The sequence below is a fragment of the Leptospira congkakensis genome, assembly GCF_004770265.1.
Classification (GTDB): Bacteria; Spirochaetota; Leptospiria; order Leptospirales; family Leptospiraceae; genus Leptospira_A; species Leptospira_A congkakensis.
On sequence record NZ_RQGQ01000016.1, the window covers coordinates 426788 to 445964 of the forward strand.

At 39.4% G+C, this 19177-nt stretch carries 14 protein-coding genes; 9 read left to right on the top strand and 5 right to left on the bottom strand.

Features of this window, described 5'->3' with window-relative positions:
* Positions 1–3: 3 nt before the first annotated feature.
* Complete coding sequence (locus EHQ70_RS12395; protein WP_135586838.1) at positions 4–1416, top strand: TolC family protein; 1413 nt, start codon at positions 4–6, stop codon at positions 1414–1416.
* Complete coding sequence (locus EHQ70_RS12400) at positions 1394–4573, top strand: efflux RND transporter permease subunit (protein WP_135586840.1); 3180 nt, start codon at positions 1394–1396, stop codon at positions 4571–4573. Before EHQ70_RS12395 ends, EHQ70_RS12400 begins: the two co-directional genes overlap by 23 nt.
* A gap of 121 nt (positions 4574–4694) precedes the next feature.
* On the opposite strand, the gene EHQ70_RS12405 is transcribed toward EHQ70_RS12400, so the two are convergent.
* The 4 genes from EHQ70_RS12405 to EHQ70_RS12420 form a co-directional block, all read right to left on the bottom strand.
* Positions 4695–5477, bottom strand: a complete 783-nt coding sequence (locus tag EHQ70_RS12405; protein ID WP_135586842.1) for a hypothetical protein — start codon at positions 5475–5477, stop codon at positions 4695–4697.
* A 152-nt stretch (positions 5478–5629) separates the two neighbouring features.
* Entirely contained in the window at positions 5630–6436 is an 807-nt protein-coding gene (locus EHQ70_RS12410; protein ID WP_135586844.1) for a hypothetical protein, read from the bottom strand.
* A 39-nt stretch (positions 6437–6475) separates the two neighbouring features.
* Positions 6476–7282: a hypothetical protein gene (locus tag EHQ70_RS12415; protein WP_135586846.1), complete on the bottom strand. Its 807-nt coding sequence runs from the start codon at positions 7280–7282 to the stop codon at positions 6476–6478.
* Between the two features lie 145 nt (positions 7283–7427).
* Positions 7428–9809, bottom strand: coding sequence for a HAMP domain-containing sensor histidine kinase (locus EHQ70_RS12420; RefSeq protein WP_135587216.1), 2382 nt, complete (start codon positions 9807–9809; stop codon positions 7428–7430).
* Positions 9810–9922: 113 nt separating this feature from the next.
* On the opposite strand from EHQ70_RS12420, the gene EHQ70_RS12425 reads away from it, so the two are divergent.
* From EHQ70_RS12425 to EHQ70_RS12440, 4 genes are all read left to right on the top strand, one after another.
* Positions 9923–10624 carry a transglycosylase SLT domain-containing protein gene (locus EHQ70_RS12425; protein ID WP_244288331.1) on the top strand — a complete coding sequence of 234 codons (702 nt, stop codon included), beginning with the start codon at positions 9923–9925 and terminating at the stop codon, positions 10622–10624.
* Positions 10625–10694: 70 nt separating this feature from the next.
* Positions 10695–11897, top strand: a complete 1203-nt coding sequence (locus EHQ70_RS12430; RefSeq protein ID WP_135586849.1) for a hypothetical protein — start codon at positions 10695–10697, stop codon at positions 11895–11897.
* 3 nt (positions 11898–11900) lie between these two features.
* Entirely contained in the window at positions 11901–14420 is a 2520-nt protein-coding gene (locus EHQ70_RS12435; protein ID WP_135586851.1) for a penicillin acylase family protein, read from the top strand.
* An 84-nt stretch (positions 14421–14504) separates the two neighbouring features.
* Positions 14505–15674: a tetratricopeptide repeat protein gene (locus EHQ70_RS12440; RefSeq protein WP_135586853.1), complete on the top strand. Its 1170-nt coding sequence runs from the start codon at positions 14505–14507 to the stop codon at positions 15672–15674.
* Here the strand turns inward: EHQ70_RS12440 and EHQ70_RS12445 are convergent.
* Entirely contained in the window at positions 15666–16955 is a 1290-nt protein-coding gene (locus EHQ70_RS12445) for a PilZ domain-containing protein (protein WP_135586855.1), read from the bottom strand. The genes EHQ70_RS12440 and EHQ70_RS12445 overlap by 9 nt on opposite strands.
* A 92-nt stretch (positions 16956–17047) precedes the next feature.
* Here EHQ70_RS12445 and EHQ70_RS12450 point away from each other — a divergent pair, with 92 nt between their 5' ends.
* From EHQ70_RS12450 to EHQ70_RS12460, 3 genes are all read left to right on the top strand, one after another.
* Entirely contained in the window at positions 17048–17575 is a 528-nt protein-coding gene (locus EHQ70_RS12450; RefSeq protein WP_135586857.1) for a hypothetical protein, read from the top strand.
* Positions 17559–18377, top strand: coding sequence for an enoyl-CoA hydratase/isomerase family protein (locus EHQ70_RS12455; RefSeq protein ID WP_135586859.1), 819 nt, complete (start codon positions 17559–17561; stop codon positions 18375–18377). Before EHQ70_RS12450 ends, EHQ70_RS12455 begins: the two co-directional genes overlap by 17 nt.
* A 66-nt stretch (positions 18378–18443) precedes the next feature.
* The gene (locus tag EHQ70_RS12460; protein ID WP_135586861.1) at positions 18444–19142 is read left to right on the top strand and encodes a Crp/Fnr family transcriptional regulator; all 699 of its coding nucleotides are present in this window, start codon (positions 18444–18446) and stop codon (positions 19140–19142) included.
* Positions 19143–19177: the final 35 nt, after the last annotated feature.

Consider the following 19177-nt stretch of genomic DNA (forward strand, 5'->3'; position numbering starts at 1 on the left):
ACAATGAAATCTATCATTAGCTTTTTGCTTTTGATCGGTCCGATGGCTCTCTATGCAGAGTCCATCGGTTTTAGTGATTTGTGGAAAAGGATAGAAGAAAATTCATCTGCTAGAAAATCCAAATATTTGGAATGGAAGGCAGGAGAAATTGCCAAAGAACGTACAGACAAACACTGGTTACCTAGAGTTTATACCGATTTACGTACCTTCCAAACAAACGATCCCACACTCAATTTTATGGGCAAACTAAGCCAAAGGAGTGCCACGGATTCTGATTTTTCCACTGCTTCGACCAGGTACAGGCCCGGCAACTTTTTAGATTCGAATAACCAACCTTATTCGACATTAAACTCGGATACTATGAATCTTTTTGCTAAAGATACATTAAACTATCCTGGAAGTCATACCTATTCACGGGGTACACTTGGAATGGATTTTCCATTGTATGAAGGTGGCTCAGGAAAAACTCTCGCGGCCATGAATGAAAAAAGATCAGTGGGCCTCAAATTTGAATGGCTTGCTGTGCGAGATAGAGAATTTGCACAAACAGGATTTTATTATAGAGCGATCCAAACATTAAATGAATACAAACAAAGATTGGAAAAAATAAAAAAATTCGAATCTAAGTTTCAATCTAATTATTCCCTCGGTAATAAAGGAAATCCTGTTGGGTATGCGGGATACTTAGCATTAAAATCGATCAAAAATCAAATATCTGTTTTGGAAAAACAATCAGATCTACAAATCAATGACTATAAGGAAACTTTATACGTTCTTTCCGATCTCCCATCTTCTGAAATAGAAATTATCGAATCTGACTTAAATGAATTTTTAGACGTACATTTTAAACGCCCTATAAATTACGAAAGATCCAACCAAATGAATGCACAAATCAAATATGCGGAAGGAGAAAAACTAAAAGCCGATATGGAAACGGCTAAGTTTTTACCTAAGGTTGGTGCTTATTCGGAAGCATACGGATACCATGGGAGTCGAAATACCGCGAATGCCTACCAAGCAGGAGTGTATCTTCAAATGAATCTTTATAACCCAAAAGATATGGGAGTGGTGGAAGAATCTAAACTCAATGCAGAAGCTGCATTAAAGAAACTTGAGGAAAAAAGTAAAGAAGAAGTAGCACATGTAAAATCCCTCTTTCAAAAGGAAATCTCACTTATGGAGAGTTTAGTGTTGGTGAAAGAAACAGTAAAATACCAAGACGAACAAATTATCAATATGCAAAAACTTTTTCAAAGTGGTGCAATTAATGCCATCCAATTTGCAGAAACTTTAAACAAATCTTTAGAACTAAATCGAGTTCTTATGGAAACGGAAATCGCCGTTTTACAAGTCAGAACAGAAACATCGTTATTTTCAAATAAGGAAGAATCAAATGAATCCATTGGCAGAAATTAGAAAAGGATTTGCTGGACGACTGGCTGAAACTTTTTTGCATTCTCGTCTTACACCCGTCATAGCAATTTCGAGTTTAATCCTAGGATTATTTGCCGTTTATTTAACCCCTAAGGAAGAAGAACCACAGATTTCGGTTCCCATGATTGATATTCAAATCCCGACTCCAGGATTTTCACCTGAAGAAACAGAGCGAAAAGTAACTGAGGTGATTGAACGTGCAGTTTGGGGATTGGAAGGTGTTGAATATGTTTATTCTACAAGTAAATGGCATGGAAGTTATATCACTGTGCGATTCAAGGTGGGAGAACCTATCGAACCTTCTTTAGTTAAGATCCACCATAAATTGATGGAGGTAAAAAATACACTCCCTCGTAACACATTAAACCCAATTGTAAAATCCTATTCTATTGATGACGTTCCCTTTTTGGCTCTTAGTTTTAGCTCCGAAATAGTGGATGATTATACTTTACGCCAACTCATCGCACCACTAGCACGTGAACTTTCTTCGACTCCTGATTTGGCCTCGGTACAAATGTTAGGTGGTTTAAAAAAAGTTGTCCGAGTAAAAGTAGATCCAAACCTTCTGAGTCGGAATGGGGTCACTGCTATGGAAGTGGCAATGAGTCTAAAAGAAAATGATGCTCTCATCCCTGCAGGTAAAAATTGGTCGGCTGAATCTGTTTTGGATATGGAAGTGGGGGGAGTATTAAAGAATATAGCCGATGTCAAAAGACTTCCAGTGGCACAACGTGGTGGTCGAGTGGTGCGTATCCAAGATCTGGCGATAGTGGAAGAGGGACCAGAAGAAAGAACAAGATCCTCTGCTTTGTATGATAAATCTCTCGGAGAAGGAAAACGAAATGCGGTTACCATTGTATTTGCCAAACGAAAAGGTACAAACGTAGTCAATTTATCTAAGGATTTACTAGAAAGGGCGAATCTCTTTCAAAAAGATTTACCAAAGGAAATTCGTTTGAGTGTCATTCGTGATTATGGAAGTACTGCAGAAGATAAATCACATGAGTTAATTGAACACCTTCTCATTGCTACAATTTCAGTTACAGTTCTCATTGCCCTTTGGATGGGTTTGCGATCAGCTCTTGTGGTCGCCATTGCCATCCCTGTTACCTTAGCACTCACTTTGGCCATCTATTACTTTCTTGGATACACATTGAACCGAGTCACTTTATTTGCTTTGATATTTTCGATCGGGATCTTAGTGGATGATGCCATTGTTGTGGTAGAAAACATTGAAAGGCATTTGGAAGAAAATCCAAATTTGGGAATCATTCGAGCGACTCTAATCGCTGTATCGGAAGTAGGAAATCCAACCATACTTGCTACGTTTACTGTGATTGCAGCCATATTGCCGATGGCATTTGTTCGTGGCCTTATGGGTCCTTATATGAAACCAATCCCGGTAGGGGCAAGCCTTGCTATGATCCTTTCTCTTATTGTTGCCTTTGTGATCACTCCTTGGGCATCGGTTCGTTTGCTGAAAGAAAAACATTCTCATACAGGTACTGGTTCCGGTGAACATAAAATTTCGAAACTCGACAAAATTTATATCCGTTTTATGAATTGGTTACTCGGGTTCAAAAAGAACGCTAGTATCTTTGGAATTGTTACCATTGGACTATTATTTGTTTCCATGGCCTTTGTTGGATTCAAATGGGTGAAGGTAAAGATGTTACCTTTTGACAACAAAGAAGAGTTTCAAGTTTTGGTAGACTATGAACCAGAAACAACTCTCATCCAAAGTATGAGTCGTTCAGAAGAGTTAACAAAAATTCTTCTGAAAAATCCTAATGTAGAAAAAATTCAAATTTTTGCTGGAGAAGCGGCACCATTTTCTTTTTCAGGAATGGTCAAACATTCCTTCCTTCGCAATCTTGATTCTATGAATGATTTACAAGTCATTTTAAAAAACAAAAACAATCGTAAAGAATCAAGTCACGAAATCATAGAAACCTTACGATCCGACATACAAAAGTTTGGTGAAAGGTATCGAGCTGTAACCAAAGTTTTGGAAATCCCTCCAGGCCCACCAGTGATGGCAACAATGGTAGCAGAAGTATATGGCCCAACAGCAGAGGAAAGAACACGAGTCACAGAAGAAATTTATCATGTATTTCAGGAAGAGCAAAGTGTGGTGGACTTGGATAGTTCGTTACGAAATGGCCGCACCAAGATGGTTTATCCCATTGATTTTGAGAAGTCCGGACTTTATGGAATCAAAACTTCTGCCCTTGCGTATACAGGTTCTATTTTATTCTCCGAAACTCCTATTTTGAGTTTGGCAACGGCAAAAGAACCAGAAGAAGTTTCTGTGAATCTTTCTGTGATCCAGAGTGCGAGAGGATCCAAAAATCCATTCCAGAACCAAAATATCATGTCCATGGAATCGGGTGTGGTTTCTTCCGATAGAGTTTTAGGAAATCCTTATCAAGAGGAAGACCGGAGTCTATTTCGTAAAAATTTAAAACCAGTGCAGTATGTGATGAGTGAACTTTCTGGAGAAGAAGAAGCTCCCGTTTACGGAATGTTAAAACTCGCTCCCAAAATTAAATACGAAACACAAACGGCAGAGGTTCCCTGGAATACAACAAAACCTGTGATCAAGTGGGATGGGGAATGGTTTATCACCTATGAAGTGTTCCGCGATCTTGGTGGTGCCTTTGCTGTTGTGATTTTACTCATTTATGTTTTAGTTCTTGGTTGGTTTAAAAGTTATACTGTCCCTCTTGTGATTATGGCACCGATTCCAATCTCTCTCATTGGAATTTTGCCAGGCCATTTTGTGATGGGTGCTTATTTCACGGCCACTTCTATGATTGGTTTTATTGCTGGTGCCGGGATCATTGTTCGAAACTCTATCATCCTTGTAGATTTTATCGAAGGAGAAATCAAAAAAGGTGTGGAACTGAAAGAAGCCGTAGTTCATGCGGGGGTAGTAAGGTTTCGACCAATGTTACTGACTGCTTCTGCTGTGGTGGTTGGATCCTTTGTGATGTTGTTTGATCCTATTTTTCAAGGATTAGCCATCTCACTCATGTTTGGTGAAATTGCAGCTACGGTTCTCAGTCGGTTCGCGGTTCCTGTTTTGTACTATTGGTTTATTGGCAAATCAAGGCAAGGTGTGATCAAACATGGATAAAAGAATTTAGTTTTTAAATTTAATACTAAGCCGGACTCTAATAAAAAAGGCTGAAATTACTTTCAGCCTTTAAGTCAAAACCTTTGGATTGAAACCAAGGGTTTCTTTTCAGACAAACGAATTAACGAGTTCCCTCGTTTTTGATTTCACTATGGTTCTTATACAATCCAGTAGCTGTTAAAGAAGGTGCTCTAACATGACCTGTGTATTGTGTATAAGTAGTGCTACCACTTACGATAGAGGATTGGCATTTATCAAGTCCTCCAGCACGGTTGTATCCACAAGAAGAGTGGTATGCTACAGCATAGTCATCTTCTCCTGGAAGGATAACAGACGGTCCGAATGCACCTTTATAACCAGGTACATGGTTGATCTGAATTCCACCCGTATTGTTGTGATTGAATGCCCCACGAGCAGTTCCTACGATAAGAGATTTGTCCATCGCATTTCCTGCAAATCCAAATGTTACGCCATTCAAAGCAGAAGCAAGTTCCGAACCACCAGAAGCGGCAGCAAGAGCTGTTACTTTTGTGATGTTGAAACCTTTTGCTGAAGCCGTAGAACCAAGGTTAGATAACCAGAATTCTATTGCATAACAGCCTGCTGAGTGACAAACGATTTTGCAAGAGTTAGACCCTTTGCAATAGTTCGTAAGTCCTGTCGCAATATTTGTTTGTGCGCGAGCAGATCCGAAAGTTCTTGGGTCAGAAGTTCCATCGTAACCGATGAAAATTTTAGATCCAGAAACTGTATTCGCAGAGGTTCCCCAATACGAATTTACGTCTGTTGTTCCCACGCCGTTGTGGTTTTTGTCTGATTTTCCGTGAATGAACACGGTGTATGTTTGTGCACTGAGTGATCCTGCAAACAGCATCACGAGTACAAGTGTTAAGGTTCTTCGCATTTTTTTTCCCTTTCCTGATTTTCTATATTACGACACAAATTCCACAAATAAGTCAAATATGTCAATTTATATATCATTGGGGCAAAAAAAAGACCAACCGAAATGGTTGGCCTTTTCCTTTCTCATGAAGAGAAAACGTAGGATTCGGCGACTTACCGATATCCCTCTGATTTGATTTCGCTGTGGTCAAGGTAAAGACCAGTAGCAGTTACAGATGGAGCACGGTAGTGTCCAGTGTATTGAGTGTAAGTTACATTTGAGTTGAATGGCCAGATTCCTTCACTTTGAGTGAGAGAAGATTGGCATTTGTTGAGTCCGCCAGCTTTGTTATATCCACAAGAAGAGTGGTAGGCAACAGCATAGTCATCTTCTCCAGGCAGGATAGCAGAAGCACCAAACATACCTTTGTAACCAGGAACGTGGTTTACTGCAACACCAGCAGTGTTGTTATGATTGAAGGCACCGCGTGCAGTTCCAACAATAAGAGATTTGTCCATTGCGTTTCCACCGAAACCGAAAGTGATTCCGTTGAGCGCAGAAGCAAGTTCCGAACCACCAGAAGCGGCAGCAAGAGCTGTTACTTTTGTAAGGTTAAATCCTTTTGCAGAAGCCGTAGAACCGAGGTTAGACAACCAATATTCTATTGCGTAACATCCAGCCGAGTGGCAAACGATTTTGCAAGAGTTAGCACCTTTGCAATAGTTAGTAAGGCCTGTCGCAATGTTTGTTTGTGCGCGAGCAGAACCAAATGTTCGTGGGTCAGAAGTTCCATCGTAACCGATGAAAATTTTAGATCCAGAAACGGAACTAGTGGAAGATCCCCAGTATCCATTTACATCTGTTGTTCCCACACCGTTGTGGTTTTTGTCTGACTTACCGTGAATGAACACAGTGTAAGTTTGGGCACTGAGCGATCCTGCAAACAGCATCGCAAGTATTGTTGTGATTGAGCTACGCATCTCTTTTTTTCCTTTTCCTTTCTTTAAATGATACCTTTGTTATCTCCAACCTTCGGTTTTGATTTGACCGTGGTCGAGATAGAGTCCTGTAGAAGAAACAGATGGAGCACGGTAGTGACCACTGTATTGGTTGTATGTTTTATTAGATCCGAATGGCCAGAGTCCTTCGTATTGAGTGAGGGATGCTTGGCATTTGTTGAGTCCACCAGCGCGGTTGTATGCACAAGAAGAGTGGTAGGCAACAGCATAATCATCTTCTCCAGGAAGAATTACAGAAGCACCAAACATACCTTTGTAACCTGGGACATGGTTCACGGCAACTCCACCAGTATTGTTGTGGTTAAAAGCACCTCGTGCAGTGGTTACGATAAGAGATTTGTCCATTGCGTTTCCACCGAAGCCGAAAGTGATTCCGTTCAGTGCGTTCGCAAGTTCTGATCCACCAGAAGCGGCAGCAAGAGCAGTTACTTTTGTAAGGTTAAATCCTTTTGCAGAAGCCGTAGAACCGAGGTTAGATAACCAATATTCGATGGCATAACATCCAGCCGAGTGGCAAACGATTTTACAAGAGTTAGATCCCTTGCAGTAGTTAGTCAGTCCTGTTGCAATGTTTGACTGAGCACGAGAAGATCCATAAGATCTAGGGTCACTAGTTCCATCATATCCGATGAAAATTCTAGTTCCACTAACAGAGTTTACTGAAGAACCCCAGTAGCTATTTACGTCAGTCGTTCCGACTCCGTTATGATTTTTGTCTGATTTTCCATGAATGAAGACTGTATAAGTTTGGGCACTTAGGGATCCCGCTAAGAGGAAGGCTGTGATTGTGGCTAGAATGGTTCGCATATTTTTTCCTATTTCTGAACGTGTGTTCTCTTTGTTTTATAAGTTTGGCAAAAGATTGACAAGAAATTTTTTGCCAGGTTTAGACAAATTTTTAACATAAATTTGCCATTGTCAGGGTTTCTCTGACAAGACTAGGGCTAGTTTCCTAGGATTTTGCTAGGGGGATGCGGATGGAGAAGAGGGTTTTTCCGGGATCACTTTCCACATGGATGCTTCCATTGTGGTTTTGGATGATTTTTTGTACAATGGAGAGGCCGAGACCAGTTCCCATTCCGAGTTCTTTTGTCGTAAAAAAGGGTTCAAAGATCCGAGGTAAGATCTCTGCAGAGATTCCTTTCCCATTGTCTTCTATGGTGATGAGAGCTTCCTCCAGTTCCTCTCCCAAAAAGATGCGGATTTTCCCACCTTCTTTAGGACAGGCTTGGATGGAATTGTAGATCAAGTTTGTCCAAACTTGTACGAGTTCGTCGGCGTGCCCAAGGACCACTGGGTCTCCGCTGATTTTCCAATCAATTTCAATATTCTGTTTCCAACTTGTAGAATACATGGAAAGAACCGACTCGATACCTTCTTTTAAAGAAAGGCGTTTTTGGGAATCACGGGGTCCAGAGTAGGAATGGTGTTTGAGAGCAAAAACAATTTTAGAAGCTCTTTCCACAGCGGTTTCAATAATTCCTAAGTGGAATCCGATCACAAAATCATTCAGCTTCGATTGGAATATATTTCTTCCTTCTTCTGAATCAAAAAGACTTTGGTATTCTTCCGGAACTACTTCCATCTTAAAATCAAAACAAGTATCAGCAAGTGAGATGGGATCTGAAATTGATTTGGATTTAAAAAATGCGATGAGTTCCTTTTTTCTTTTGAACCTCGAAGTGACTTCAGAACGTTTTTGGATTGTAAATTCTGAAATGAATTTGTCAGCTAAAAGGTCTTCTTCTGTTTTGTTCTGGTTGGTTCCAAAACTTTGGCCATCTTTGATGAATTGAATGCTTCCTTTAATGGCTGCTAGTGGGTTGTTGATTTCGTGAGCTACACTTGCGGCAATTTTCCCCAGAGTGGACATTCTCTCAGCTTGTAAAAGTTGTTCTTGGGTTTCTTTTAGTTCTAAGATGGTTTGGTTTAGTGATTCGGTTCGTTCTTTAATTTTTTGTTCTAATTGTAATCTAGCATCGCGGACGATGGATATCATTTCATTGAAACTATTTGATAATTCGCCAATTTCATCTCTACTGGATACTTTTACGGTAACAAATAAATCACCGGCTTGCATTTTTCTAATTCCCGCTAGTAACCTTGTCAAAGGGTAAACTATACTTGTTTTATGTAATACTGGATACAACATAAAGATAGTAAATAAAGAGAATAATAGTGTTACTATAAGCCAAACTACAGTTTGGTGGACCATGTTTCTGTATTCAATATAAGGAATGGCGATAAAATAATGATGGTTTTTAGCATGGAAATCTGAAGTCCAATATATCCCGCTAGGTTCGTCAGAAAAAGATTCTAATTTGAAGGATTCAAAAGTTGCAGGCCGTTTTTGGATTTGTTTTATGTATTCTTTTGTGAAATCAGTTTTATTAATGCGAAAGTTTTGATCTTGGATGTCGATGACCAACTCAGAAAGATATACGAATGGGTAAGTTGCTCCTAATTCTAATTGTGTTTTGATACTATGTTTTTCGCGACTCATTTCATTTTGGAAATCTACGCGGAATCGATTGAATAAAAAATTGGCAACAATCGAAAGTATTAAATATAAAACAGTTAGATTGAAGGTCATGATTTTGAATCCAACAGTTGAAGGAATTGTTTCTTGGTTCAAAGAAACCAAAACCAGAATGGTCATGATAATGATTGTTAGGTTGGTGAGTAAAAAAAGAAAGGTTGGTTTACTGAAGTAATGTAGATCCACTAAAATATCCGCAAATGCCATAGAAAGAATTCCAAGGATGGCGATAAGAAAACCAGCCGTGTTTCTTTTTTTAATTCCTTGGAAACGAAATAACTTGGCAGTGAGGACTGTGATCGTATTCCCAAGGATCAAACACAAAACACCTGCGATGGATAGAATCGATAGTTGGACAATGGTTGTTTGGCCATGTTGGTCTGGAACGTAAAATTCCATTTTGGGATCAAAATGAATTTCTCGATAAAAAAATCCGGTTCCATTGGCAAGGATGGCAAGGCTCGCGAGTAAAATATGGATCCGAAAACTCCAATCCTTCCATCTGGGAAAACTATTCCCTTGAAACCCGAAAGCAAGCTGCGAAGCAGAAACTCCTAAAATCAAAATGACAGGGTTCTTTAAAAAAACGAAAACATAGGCCGTCCACGGAGCCACAAAAGAATTACAAATCGACCAGGCCACTGACCAGAAAAAAAGACAGAATAGGGGGACAAGTAGTCCTCGAAAGGTGGGGGTTAGGTCCTCCTTTCGCGACATAAAATAGACAAAGGCTATTCCACTCACCAAACAGAGGCCAAAATAGAAGAAACTATAGAGATTGAGTAAGGGAGCCAAGCAATCCAGGTATCCACGATCTTTGACTTTAGGCAAGCATTTGATTTTTCCTGGGGACATCCACTAGTGCGGTGCACAAAAATTGGATTGTCCAGAAAAGGGCTCGGGAAATCATGGACTTATTGTGCGATGCACAAATGAAGTCTGCCAAAGAGGACCAAATGCGAAAATCTAAATCGATCACCAAAATTCTAGGGACAAGCTTCCTTATCCTAATTTTCCTAATGGAATCTTATGGGAAAATCAGCTCAGCCGGCTATAACGCAAATGACCTTTCCAAAAGGAAATTAGAGGTCTATTTAGCCAAACACAGGCCTGGACTTTCTTCTCTGGAACGAAAGGAACTTGTTTCCGTCATGGAAAGGGCATCCTACAATCTCCGTTTGCCTATTGGGAACAAACAGGAACGTTTTGATAAACTTGGATTTTTAGTGGGTCTGATCCATACCGAATCTCAGTTCCACAAAAAAGCAAAATCACATAAAGGGGCACTGGGCCTTATGCAAGTGATGCCTGCAACAGCGAAGTGGCTTGCCGCAAAAGAAGGTATTCCTTACCAATCCGCAAAAGACTTATATGATCCAGAAATCAATTTGCAGATCGGTGTTTTGTATATGAACTATTTGATGGAACGAACGGATTCTGTAGAGGCTGCATTGTTATCTTATAATGCAGGACTTGGTGGTTATAAACGATTTGGAGGCATTCCAGAGTATTCAAAGTCAGTGTTCAGATACTATGAAGATTGGAAATCAATACAAATTCCTACGCAAGGTTTGATTTCTGAATCGGTTGCAAGTCTTCTTTCTATTTAAATTTTACTTTACATAGTTCCAAAACAAGCAAGGCTCTTATCCGTTTTATAAACAAAAAGGATGGGAGCGTATGGATTTAATTCGTAGATACGGCGTGTATCTAGCAGTTGTTATATTGGTCGTAGTTGGCCTTATCTTCTATATTTCAAAGGATAATTCCGGTTCTGATCAAGATGCTAGTGAAAAAGCCAGACAAGAACGGATGGCAAGAAACTCAGATCCAACACAAGGTGATGATGTTTCTGGAAATGGATCCGACGGTTCTGGTGGAATCCCAGATGATGGCGCCACTCCCGAATATATTTTAGAAAAATATTTAGAATGGGCGGAATACCCTCCATTTTCAAGACCAATGTCTATTCTGAATCATGATTTAGCTTTTCCGTTTATTATCGAAAATTCTCCAGACTATTCCATTGATCCAAAAACGAACGAACCAACAGGATACGTATGTTTGTTCCAACCAAAAACTTGGGCGGTGATTGGTAACAAAGACATGATGTATGTAACATTAGAATGTCGTGATAAAGCAAGAAATCGTGTTAAGGTCTCTATCGATTCTCACCAAGTATTTAAAGAGTGGGAAGGACAAAGATTTGGTGTTGTCAGTGCTTCAGTGAATGACAATGGAACTGATGGTGACCAAACTCGTGGTGATAACATTTTTACTTTCTCATGGAAACCTCAAAAAGCAGATTGGGGACAAATGTCTCTTGTTGCTGAAATCACTTACGGCCCAGAAAATTTAAAAACAACTCTCACTTCTAGTTTTTTTTCCAGCCCATCAATTCCGGCAGAATTTAATGGAGTGTTTTCTGATTCCTTACAAGATGGATCACTCATTGTCCGCGCTGTAGTGAATGTTTATAAAAAAGGAAAATATCATTTAGAGGCTAATTTAAAGGACGAAAAGAATGGTGAATATATCGCCTATTCTGTGTATGATGGTGATTTGGTTTCTGGTTCTAACGAAGTTGAATTTACTTTTTATGGTAAAATCCTGCGTGATAAAGATTTAGACGGTCCCTACTTGGCTACATCCTTTCGAGGTCACCGTGTGAATTTACCAATTGATCCGGAATGGTTCAACCAAGGTGCGGAAGGACTTAGAAAAATTCAAGCGGCCAAAACAACAGAACCGGATCGTGAACTTGTGATTCCTTATAAAGATGAATACAAAACAAAATATTATAAGGTGGAATCCTTCTCGAATGCAGCTTGGGATTCGGCAGACAAACAAAATCGCATTCGTCAAATCAAATCATTACAATAAACTATGTTAGAAAAAACTAAAAAATTCATTAGAAAGAGACCGTTTGTAAGTCTCTTTTTGTTTTTCATCCTAACTCTTCCTGTATCGTTACATTTTTTGTTTTGGGGACTTGTTTCACTCAAAGCGCCAAAATACAGTGGAGAAATTGTTTCTGAGAAATTGACTTCTTCTGTAACAGTGATCCGAGACGAAGCGGGGATTCCGCATATTGTTGCTGGGGATGCAAAATCCGCCTACTTTGCGCTAGGTTATACCATGGCCCAAGATCGGATTTTCCAAATGGAATTACAAAGAAGGATCGGGAAAGGGGAACTCACTGAAATTTTTGGTGAAAAACTCATTCCTACAGATCAGTTTTTAAAGTCCCTTCTTTTGAAAAAAACCGCAGAAGAATATGCAAACCAAAAGGAACATATTCATCCTGAGGCTTGGAACCAACTAGACTGGTTTTTGGATGGGGTGAATCATTTTCTTACCGAGGACAATTTACCCATCGAATATACCATTCTTGGAATCAAACCAAAACCTTTTGATCGAGTGGATGCTATTTCCTTCTTATTTTATATGGGATTTTCTTTTGCAGAAGGGATCAAATCGGACAGTTTGTACACAATTTTGGAATCCGAGTTGAAAGGTCGTTCTGCAAGTGAACTTTTTCCAAGGTATGATTTTGAAACCAATGCTACCATTTTGGAAACACAGCCGGGAGTGCGTCAGCTAGCGGATATTAAAGGCTCTAAAGACTTAAATCCAATCCAAAAACAAAATCAAATTCAGAACCAATTACAAAAACCGGATAAACAAAATCTTACAAATGGGAAAGACGTTCTCAATTTAAAACAACTTGTATCTTTTGTGAATGGGCTCCAGTTGCCAATTGAACCTTTAGAAGGAAGTAATTCTTGGGTTGTGGCACCGAGTCGTTCAGAAAGTGGTGGAGCAGTCCTTGCTAACGATCCGCACATTGCTCTTTCCAATCCTGGTGCTTGGTATGAGGCGTATATCGAATATCCTGGATATGAAAACTATGGATACTTTCTTTCCATCATTCCTTTTCCACTCATTGCCCATAACAGAGACAAAGCATGGGGACTCACTATGTTGGAACAAGATGATGTGAATTTGTATTTAGAAACCATTGAAGCTGGGAAATTTAAAACAGGAACTGGTTGGAAAGATTTAACCTATTACCGAGATAACATTCGCATGAAGGATGGAAAAGAAATCCCTTTTGAAGTAGGGATTACAAACCACGGCCCACTCATCACCGAACATATCAAGGGTTATGCGGGAAGGCCTGTGAGTTTGTATTGGGCCCACCACCATTTAGAAAATCCTTTACTCGATGTTCTTTTCCAAATGGGAAAATCAAAATCGTTCGCAGAACTTGATTCTGCATCTTCTATGATTGGGGCTCCTGGTCTTAATTTTAGTTATGCGGATAAAAATGGAAACATTGCTTATTATGCAGTGGGAAGATTCCCCATTTTAAAATCAGGAAATTCGCGTAAAATTTTAGAAGGTTCTACGGGGGCAAACGATGTTACGGGTTATCTTCCTGCGAAGAACAATCCAAAGATCATCAATCCGAAAAATGGAATCATTGTGACTGCCAATAACCAAGTATCCAAATCCATACCGGGGCTTGGAAAACCAGAAGGCAACTGGCAACCACCAGATCGTTTTCAAAGGTTAGTTGGGATTTTAGAAACAAAAGAAAAATGGAGTTTGGAAGAACTAGCTTCTATCCAAAATGATACAGTTTCTTCTTTTGCTCCAGAGTATTTGGATCTTGTTTTGTCTTCTGTGAAAGATGTTAAAACTCCTAATGGAAAAAAAGTTCTTTCGAAATTAAAAAGTTGGAACTTTGAACATTTTCCTGAATCACAAGGTGCTGCTGTTTATGATGTATTCTTTTACATTACCCTTCGGGAGCTGCTCATTGATGAATTGGGACCCACCAATTTTGAGTTATACGGAGATATGGCTGAATATTGGAATGCCTATCGTCGGTTTGTTCGGAATCCAGATTCACAATTTTGGGATGATTTACGAACGGAAGGGGTAATTGAATCTAGGGAAGATATTTTCAAAAGATCTATTGAGGAAACAGGAAGGTATTTAGAATCCCATCTTTCTGCATCCCCGAGCCTTTGGACATGGAAAAATTTGTATAAAATCAAACATCCACATCCACTTGGAGTTTTGCCTCTTATCGGTGGGATATTCAATATTGGGCCACTTCCTTCTGCCGGTGGTACCGAGGTTGTGAACAACTTAAAATACAAATTGATGAAAGAAGATTGGACTGCTTTTGCTGGGCCTTCGAAAAGACGAGTGATTGATTATGGTCGTTTTGAAGAGTCAGTGACCCAACTTCCCATTGGTAATAGTGGAAATCTTGCGAGTCCCTTTTATGGAAACTTGGTAGATGATTATATCAATGGAGTGCATCGAAAAATCTTATATTCGAAAGAACAAGTGGGCACAGGTAAATACCACTTGGAATTTCGCCCCCGCTAAATTCTAAAAAATTCCCCACAGGAACTGTGGGGATCTCTCTTTTTCTACTCCGAAAGATTCAATTCCAGCCGATCCTTAAAACAGATGTTCCGTTCCTTCCTCCTCACTTTATTTTTTGTAACGGCAACTTTTGCCCAATCCTCAACGGACAGGTTAGCTTTTGCTTTTCGGAGCCAAGCTTCTCTTGATCCCTTACGAATGATCGTTGTAGGTGAGGTTGTGGGAATTGAAAAGGCCAGCTATTATGAAGTAGATACACTATCTCAAGAGTTAGAAGTGGATACAAGACCGGATACGGTCACAATCAAAGTAGCAGATCCCAAAGGAATTCGTTTAGGCCAAACCTTGTATCTTTTGGAAAAAAACCAAGACCACAAAACCTTCCGTGATGGAAATATTGTGGGGATGATCACTGTAAAATCCGTTTACCAAACTACATTTTTTGGATGGCAGGTTCGTGGGGAAGGATACTTACGACTCATTGAAGATCGTCCCGTAACCGCTGCAAGATTATTAGATACTACTAAATACGATGAAGCCTTTATGGCAAAAAAGAAAGGGGATCATTATTTTGCCAAAGGGCAAATGGATGAAGCTCTTCGAATGTACAAACATTCTGTTTCTCTTGACCAGGGATCACCTGATTCTCATTATGCGCTTGGTAAAGCCCATTGGAAAGATGGCGAAGGATATGTGTCCACTGCTTTCGAATATTCAATGGCCTGGAAAAACAGGGAACGATTTTCCAATGCACAAGAAAGGTTATTATTTCTAGTAGATTATTTAAGATTTTTGACTTTCTATTTTAAAGTAGAAGGAAAAGAAAATAAAAAACAATTGGATCTAATGCCACAAGTGGCCAAAGAAGCAAGAAACCTGTATCCAAAAAACTATGAAGTTTGGTTGTATAGTTTTGAAACTTCCTTTTTAAATCTTCTTCATACGAATATGGCTGATACCAGTACCGGTGTGGATGGTCGTAAAAAAAGAGAAGAGTGGGCAGAACGTTCGGAAGAGTATCTAAAAAAAGCCTACTCACTCAGAAAATCTGATTATTATCTACACAAACTAGCTTGTGAGTTCTATCATTTAAAGTGGAAAGAAACAAGAGGTTCTACTAAAGAATCTGAATATAGAACTAAACTAGTAGAACATGGAAAATTGTTACGCCTCTATTATACAGGGGAAACAACTTTGTCTGAAGATCTTCTCAATGCGATTCGGCTGGCAGAAAAACAATCTGGATCATTCTGAAAGAATTTTCATACTCTTTTCAAATAAATAAGATTCTAAATACAACATATCATCTGGGGCTGAACTGAAATAGTTTACCCCTAAATGGTAATGATCTCCTCTATCCAAAAATCGAATGATTTCTCCACGAATGATCATGGTCCGATCCTTACTTAAAGGGATAAACATTTTGATAATATTGTGCCTTTTTAGGTATTGAAACAACCGTTTGTCATAAATTTCAAAAAGAAGTCCATCGAGAGAAATATCTACAACCTTTGTTGTGGATTGCATGGTTTCATAACTCCCATGTTGGATGGCAATTTTTGTGAATACATAACTAATGATTTCAGCTAATTCAAAAATATAAACCGCTTGGTTTTGAGAAATAGTAAACCTGTCCATAGCAGTGGAGTGTACTTTGATAAATCCAACTACGTCTTCATACAAACGAATTGGTGTGATGATATAAGAAACATAGAAATCCCTGGATTCATATTTACGCATGGATTCAAAAAAATCCAATGCAAACTCTTCACCAAACTCCTTTGCCATTTCTTTGTGTTCGTTATAATAATTAAAAAGTACTTCATCCCCTGGATCATTGATATAAGAAGAAATTCGATTACAATCGGGGATATAAACTGATTTTCCAGTTCTAAGGATGGTTTTTTTGACAAAGTCTTCATATTCATTTAATTTTTCATCCGGTTGGAAAAAATGAATTTTATAGTCTTTGGAAATTCGTTCGATGGCTTCCGTTAACATCACATTGATGAGTTTGCTATCGGGCCTATCTTTTCGTACTTCTTTCATTAGGTGAGGGAATCGGCTTTCCGCATAGAGGTTTTTTCCGACTTCTCTCGAACCACCAGTCAAACTTCTAAATAGAATGATAAAGTTCATAAACAAATCATCCACAGGGATCCTTCGATTCGTCCTGAGTTGGTAAGATTGTAACTCGGTAGGAGTTTTGATGACTGTTTTTTCTTTTTGGATGTCGAGGATGACTACCTCAAATTGGTAGTTGATGTTCATCACTTCAAAACGAACTCGGGCACGTCTCGAACCTTCTTCCACCAAATCAGGAATCATGAGTGTCACTGTATGGGCTTCAATTTCTTCCACAGCAGCGACAAGTGTATGTTCCTCGTAGATAAATTCAAATTCTCTGTTATCGGCCTTAAGATAGTAAAAGAGGTGTTTGACTATGTTTACATCAGACCCGATGATGGTTTCTTCAAATAACGATTCTAAAATCGTTATGAGTTCCTGCATCGAATCTGTTCTGCCGATCGCCATACTAAAATTATCGATTTTTAGAGTGTGAAAATCGATTTTCTCGGTCGGAAAAAGTGATGGGAAACGACAGAATTCGCCGAAATGGGAAGTATATGGAACTAACTCTCCCAAAACAAGTCAATCCTGAACTTTTACCGATGATCCGCCAAGGACTGCTCAGTCCGGAGAAATTAGCCATCCTCACCGAATTGTATACCATCGTGGAACGATTTTCAGGTTCACTTTATACGGACGAGGAAACCCAAAAGAAAATTTTAGAACGTACAGGTTCCATTCCTGATCTCATCACTTGGAGTGATTACTTCCAAACCGAAGTAGCATCTCGTTATTTTTTAGAGTCGGAAGATTCTTTAAAACGAATTGTTGATACCATTCGTTTTGATTTGATCTCTGCACATTTAATCTTTAGTGGAAAACCTGATCATTATAAAGATAAAATTAGGGCGGAGGTTCTGGTAAGCAAAGGGATTGATGCCGCCCTCCCAAATCAAAACCAGGAAACACAACACCTAGAAATACTACTCAATTACTTTGAAAATATGGAGATCGGCAACAAACCTTTATCTTTACAAGATAAAGCCTGGTACGAATCCTTTCAGATAGATGAAATCGCGATTTGAAACCAAAGAGTATGAATTCCTAGAAATTGAATCCCGTGATACTGAAGATGGAAAAATTGTTTCCATCTTCTTAAACAATCCCACTTCCCGCAATTCCATGACTTGGAAAATGGGGGAAGAGTTCGCCGACCTCATCCATTCCTTAAGAAAAGAAAAAGTCCTTCCGAGGGCAGTGATTGTCTCCGGGCGAAACGAAGTGTTTTGTGCTGGAGGTGATTTGAATTTACTCAGATCCTTCTCTGAAAAATCATTCTCACAAAACAGACGTGATATGAGAAAATTCTATGGTTTCTTTTTGTCCGTGCGTAAACTCCCCGTTCCTGTGATTGCGGCTGTGAATGGGCATGCCATTGGAGCTGGTCTTTCCTTAACCTTTGGTTGTGATTTACGAATTTTTGCAGATGAAGGAAAGTATTCTTTTAATTTTGTAAGGCTTGGAATCCATCCTGGAATGGGTTCTAGTTTTCTTTCTCCGGAATTACTCGGAAAAAGTTTAGGTGGTAGACTTTTACTCACTGGTGAAACATTCGATGGTAAGTTTGCTAAATCTTGTGGACTCGCACTGGACAGTGTTCCTAAAACAGAGGTTTATTCTCGTGCGATGGAACTTGCTTTGTCCTTATCAAAGGCTGCACCTCTCGCCTTACAGGAATTAAAGAAAAATTTATATTCCTGGAAACAGCTAGATAGCGCTCTAAAAAAAGAGGCAGAATCTCAAGCGCGGAACTTTATTTCGGACGACTTTAAGGAGACAATCAAAAGTATCTTAGAAAAGCGGGAACCGAAGTTTGCCGGCAAATAAAAAATTTAGAAGGTTTCTAAATAATGGCTCGACAAGGATTTTTTAAAAGGGTACACCAAAACTAAAATGGCGGAACTCCCACTCAATCCTGATTGTTTTGCATGTGATTATAAAAATCACAATGTTTTACACTGTGCTGCGCATGAGACCATCGAAAGGATCAACGAAGGCAAAGACTTCACTGTGTTCCCTCGGGGAAAACAACTCGTTACCTCTGGTGTAAAAGCCGACGGCTTTTTCTTTATCAAATCAGGTCTTGTCAGAAGTTACGTGCAGCTCGCTAGTGGTAAGGAACAGACCTTACGTCTCAGCGGGCCTGGCGATTGGGTTGGCTTTCGAGATTGTATTTCTGATTCTATCTCCCATCACAATGTTGTTGCTGTAGAAGACACACATGCCTGTTACATTACGGGAGCTCTGATCGATGCTCTTGTGAAAGACGATATCAATTTCCAAAAAGAAGTTTTTAAACAAATGGCAAAGGAATGGCAGGAGATGGAGGAACATGTAGTTTCTCTCGGAACCAAACAAGTCCACGAAAAATTGGCCGAAATTTTAATCGTTTTAGACAATGCCCAAGGCCGTAAAAATCACGTGGAACTCAAAGTCACAAGGGATGTCCTCGCCACATTCATCGGAACCAAAACGGAAACCTTGGTACGTGCGCTTTCTGACCTCAAAGCACGTGAATTCATCTCCGTGGACAAAAACCGCATTGATATTCTGAACAGAGAAGCTCTCTATTCTCTTTCAAAAATCGCCTAAATTTTTTCCCGAATCTATTAAGCCAAAGGATTAGA

Bases quoted from the DNA above. Each gene is read 5' to 3' on its own strand.
- EHQ70_RS12425 (WP_244288331.1), top strand. From the start codon at position 9,923: ATGGACTTATTGTGCGATGCACAAATGAAGTCTGCCAAAGAGGACCAA.
- EHQ70_RS12410 (WP_135586844.1), bottom strand. From the start codon at position 6,436: ATGCGTAGCTCAATCACAACAATACTTGCGATGCTGTTTGCAGGATCG.
- EHQ70_RS12395 (WP_135586838.1), top strand. From the start codon at position 4: ATGAAATCTATCATTAGCTTTTTGCTTTTGATCGGTCCGATGGCTCTC.
- EHQ70_RS12455 (WP_135586859.1), top strand. From the start codon at position 17,559: ATGAAATCGCGATTTGAAACCAAAGAGTATGAATTCCTAGAAATTGAA.
- EHQ70_RS12460 (WP_135586861.1), top strand. From the start codon at position 18,444: ATGGCGGAACTCCCACTCAATCCTGATTGTTTTGCATGTGATTATAAA.
- EHQ70_RS12405 (WP_135586842.1), bottom strand. From the start codon at position 5,477: ATGCGAAGAACCTTAACACTTGTACTCGTGATGCTGTTTGCAGGATCA.
- EHQ70_RS12440 (WP_135586853.1), top strand. From the start codon at position 14,505: ATGTTCCGTTCCTTCCTCCTCACTTTATTTTTTGTAACGGCAACTTTT.
- EHQ70_RS12430 (WP_135586849.1), top strand. From the start codon at position 10,695: ATGGATTTAATTCGTAGATACGGCGTGTATCTAGCAGTTGTTATATTG.
- EHQ70_RS12435 (WP_135586851.1), top strand. From the start codon at position 11,901: ATGTTAGAAAAAACTAAAAAATTCATTAGAAAGAGACCGTTTGTAAGT.
- EHQ70_RS12445 (WP_135586855.1), bottom strand. From the start codon at position 16,955: ATGGCGATCGGCAGAACAGATTCGATGCAGGAACTCATAACGATTTTA.
- EHQ70_RS12400 (WP_135586840.1), top strand. From the start codon at position 1,394: ATGAATCCATTGGCAGAAATTAGAAAAGGATTTGCTGGACGACTGGCT.
- EHQ70_RS12415 (WP_135586846.1), bottom strand. From the start codon at position 7,282: ATGCGAACCATTCTAGCCACAATCACAGCCTTCCTCTTAGCGGGATCC.
- EHQ70_RS12450 (WP_135586857.1), top strand. From the start codon at position 17,048: ATGGAACTAACTCTCCCAAAACAAGTCAATCCTGAACTTTTACCGATG.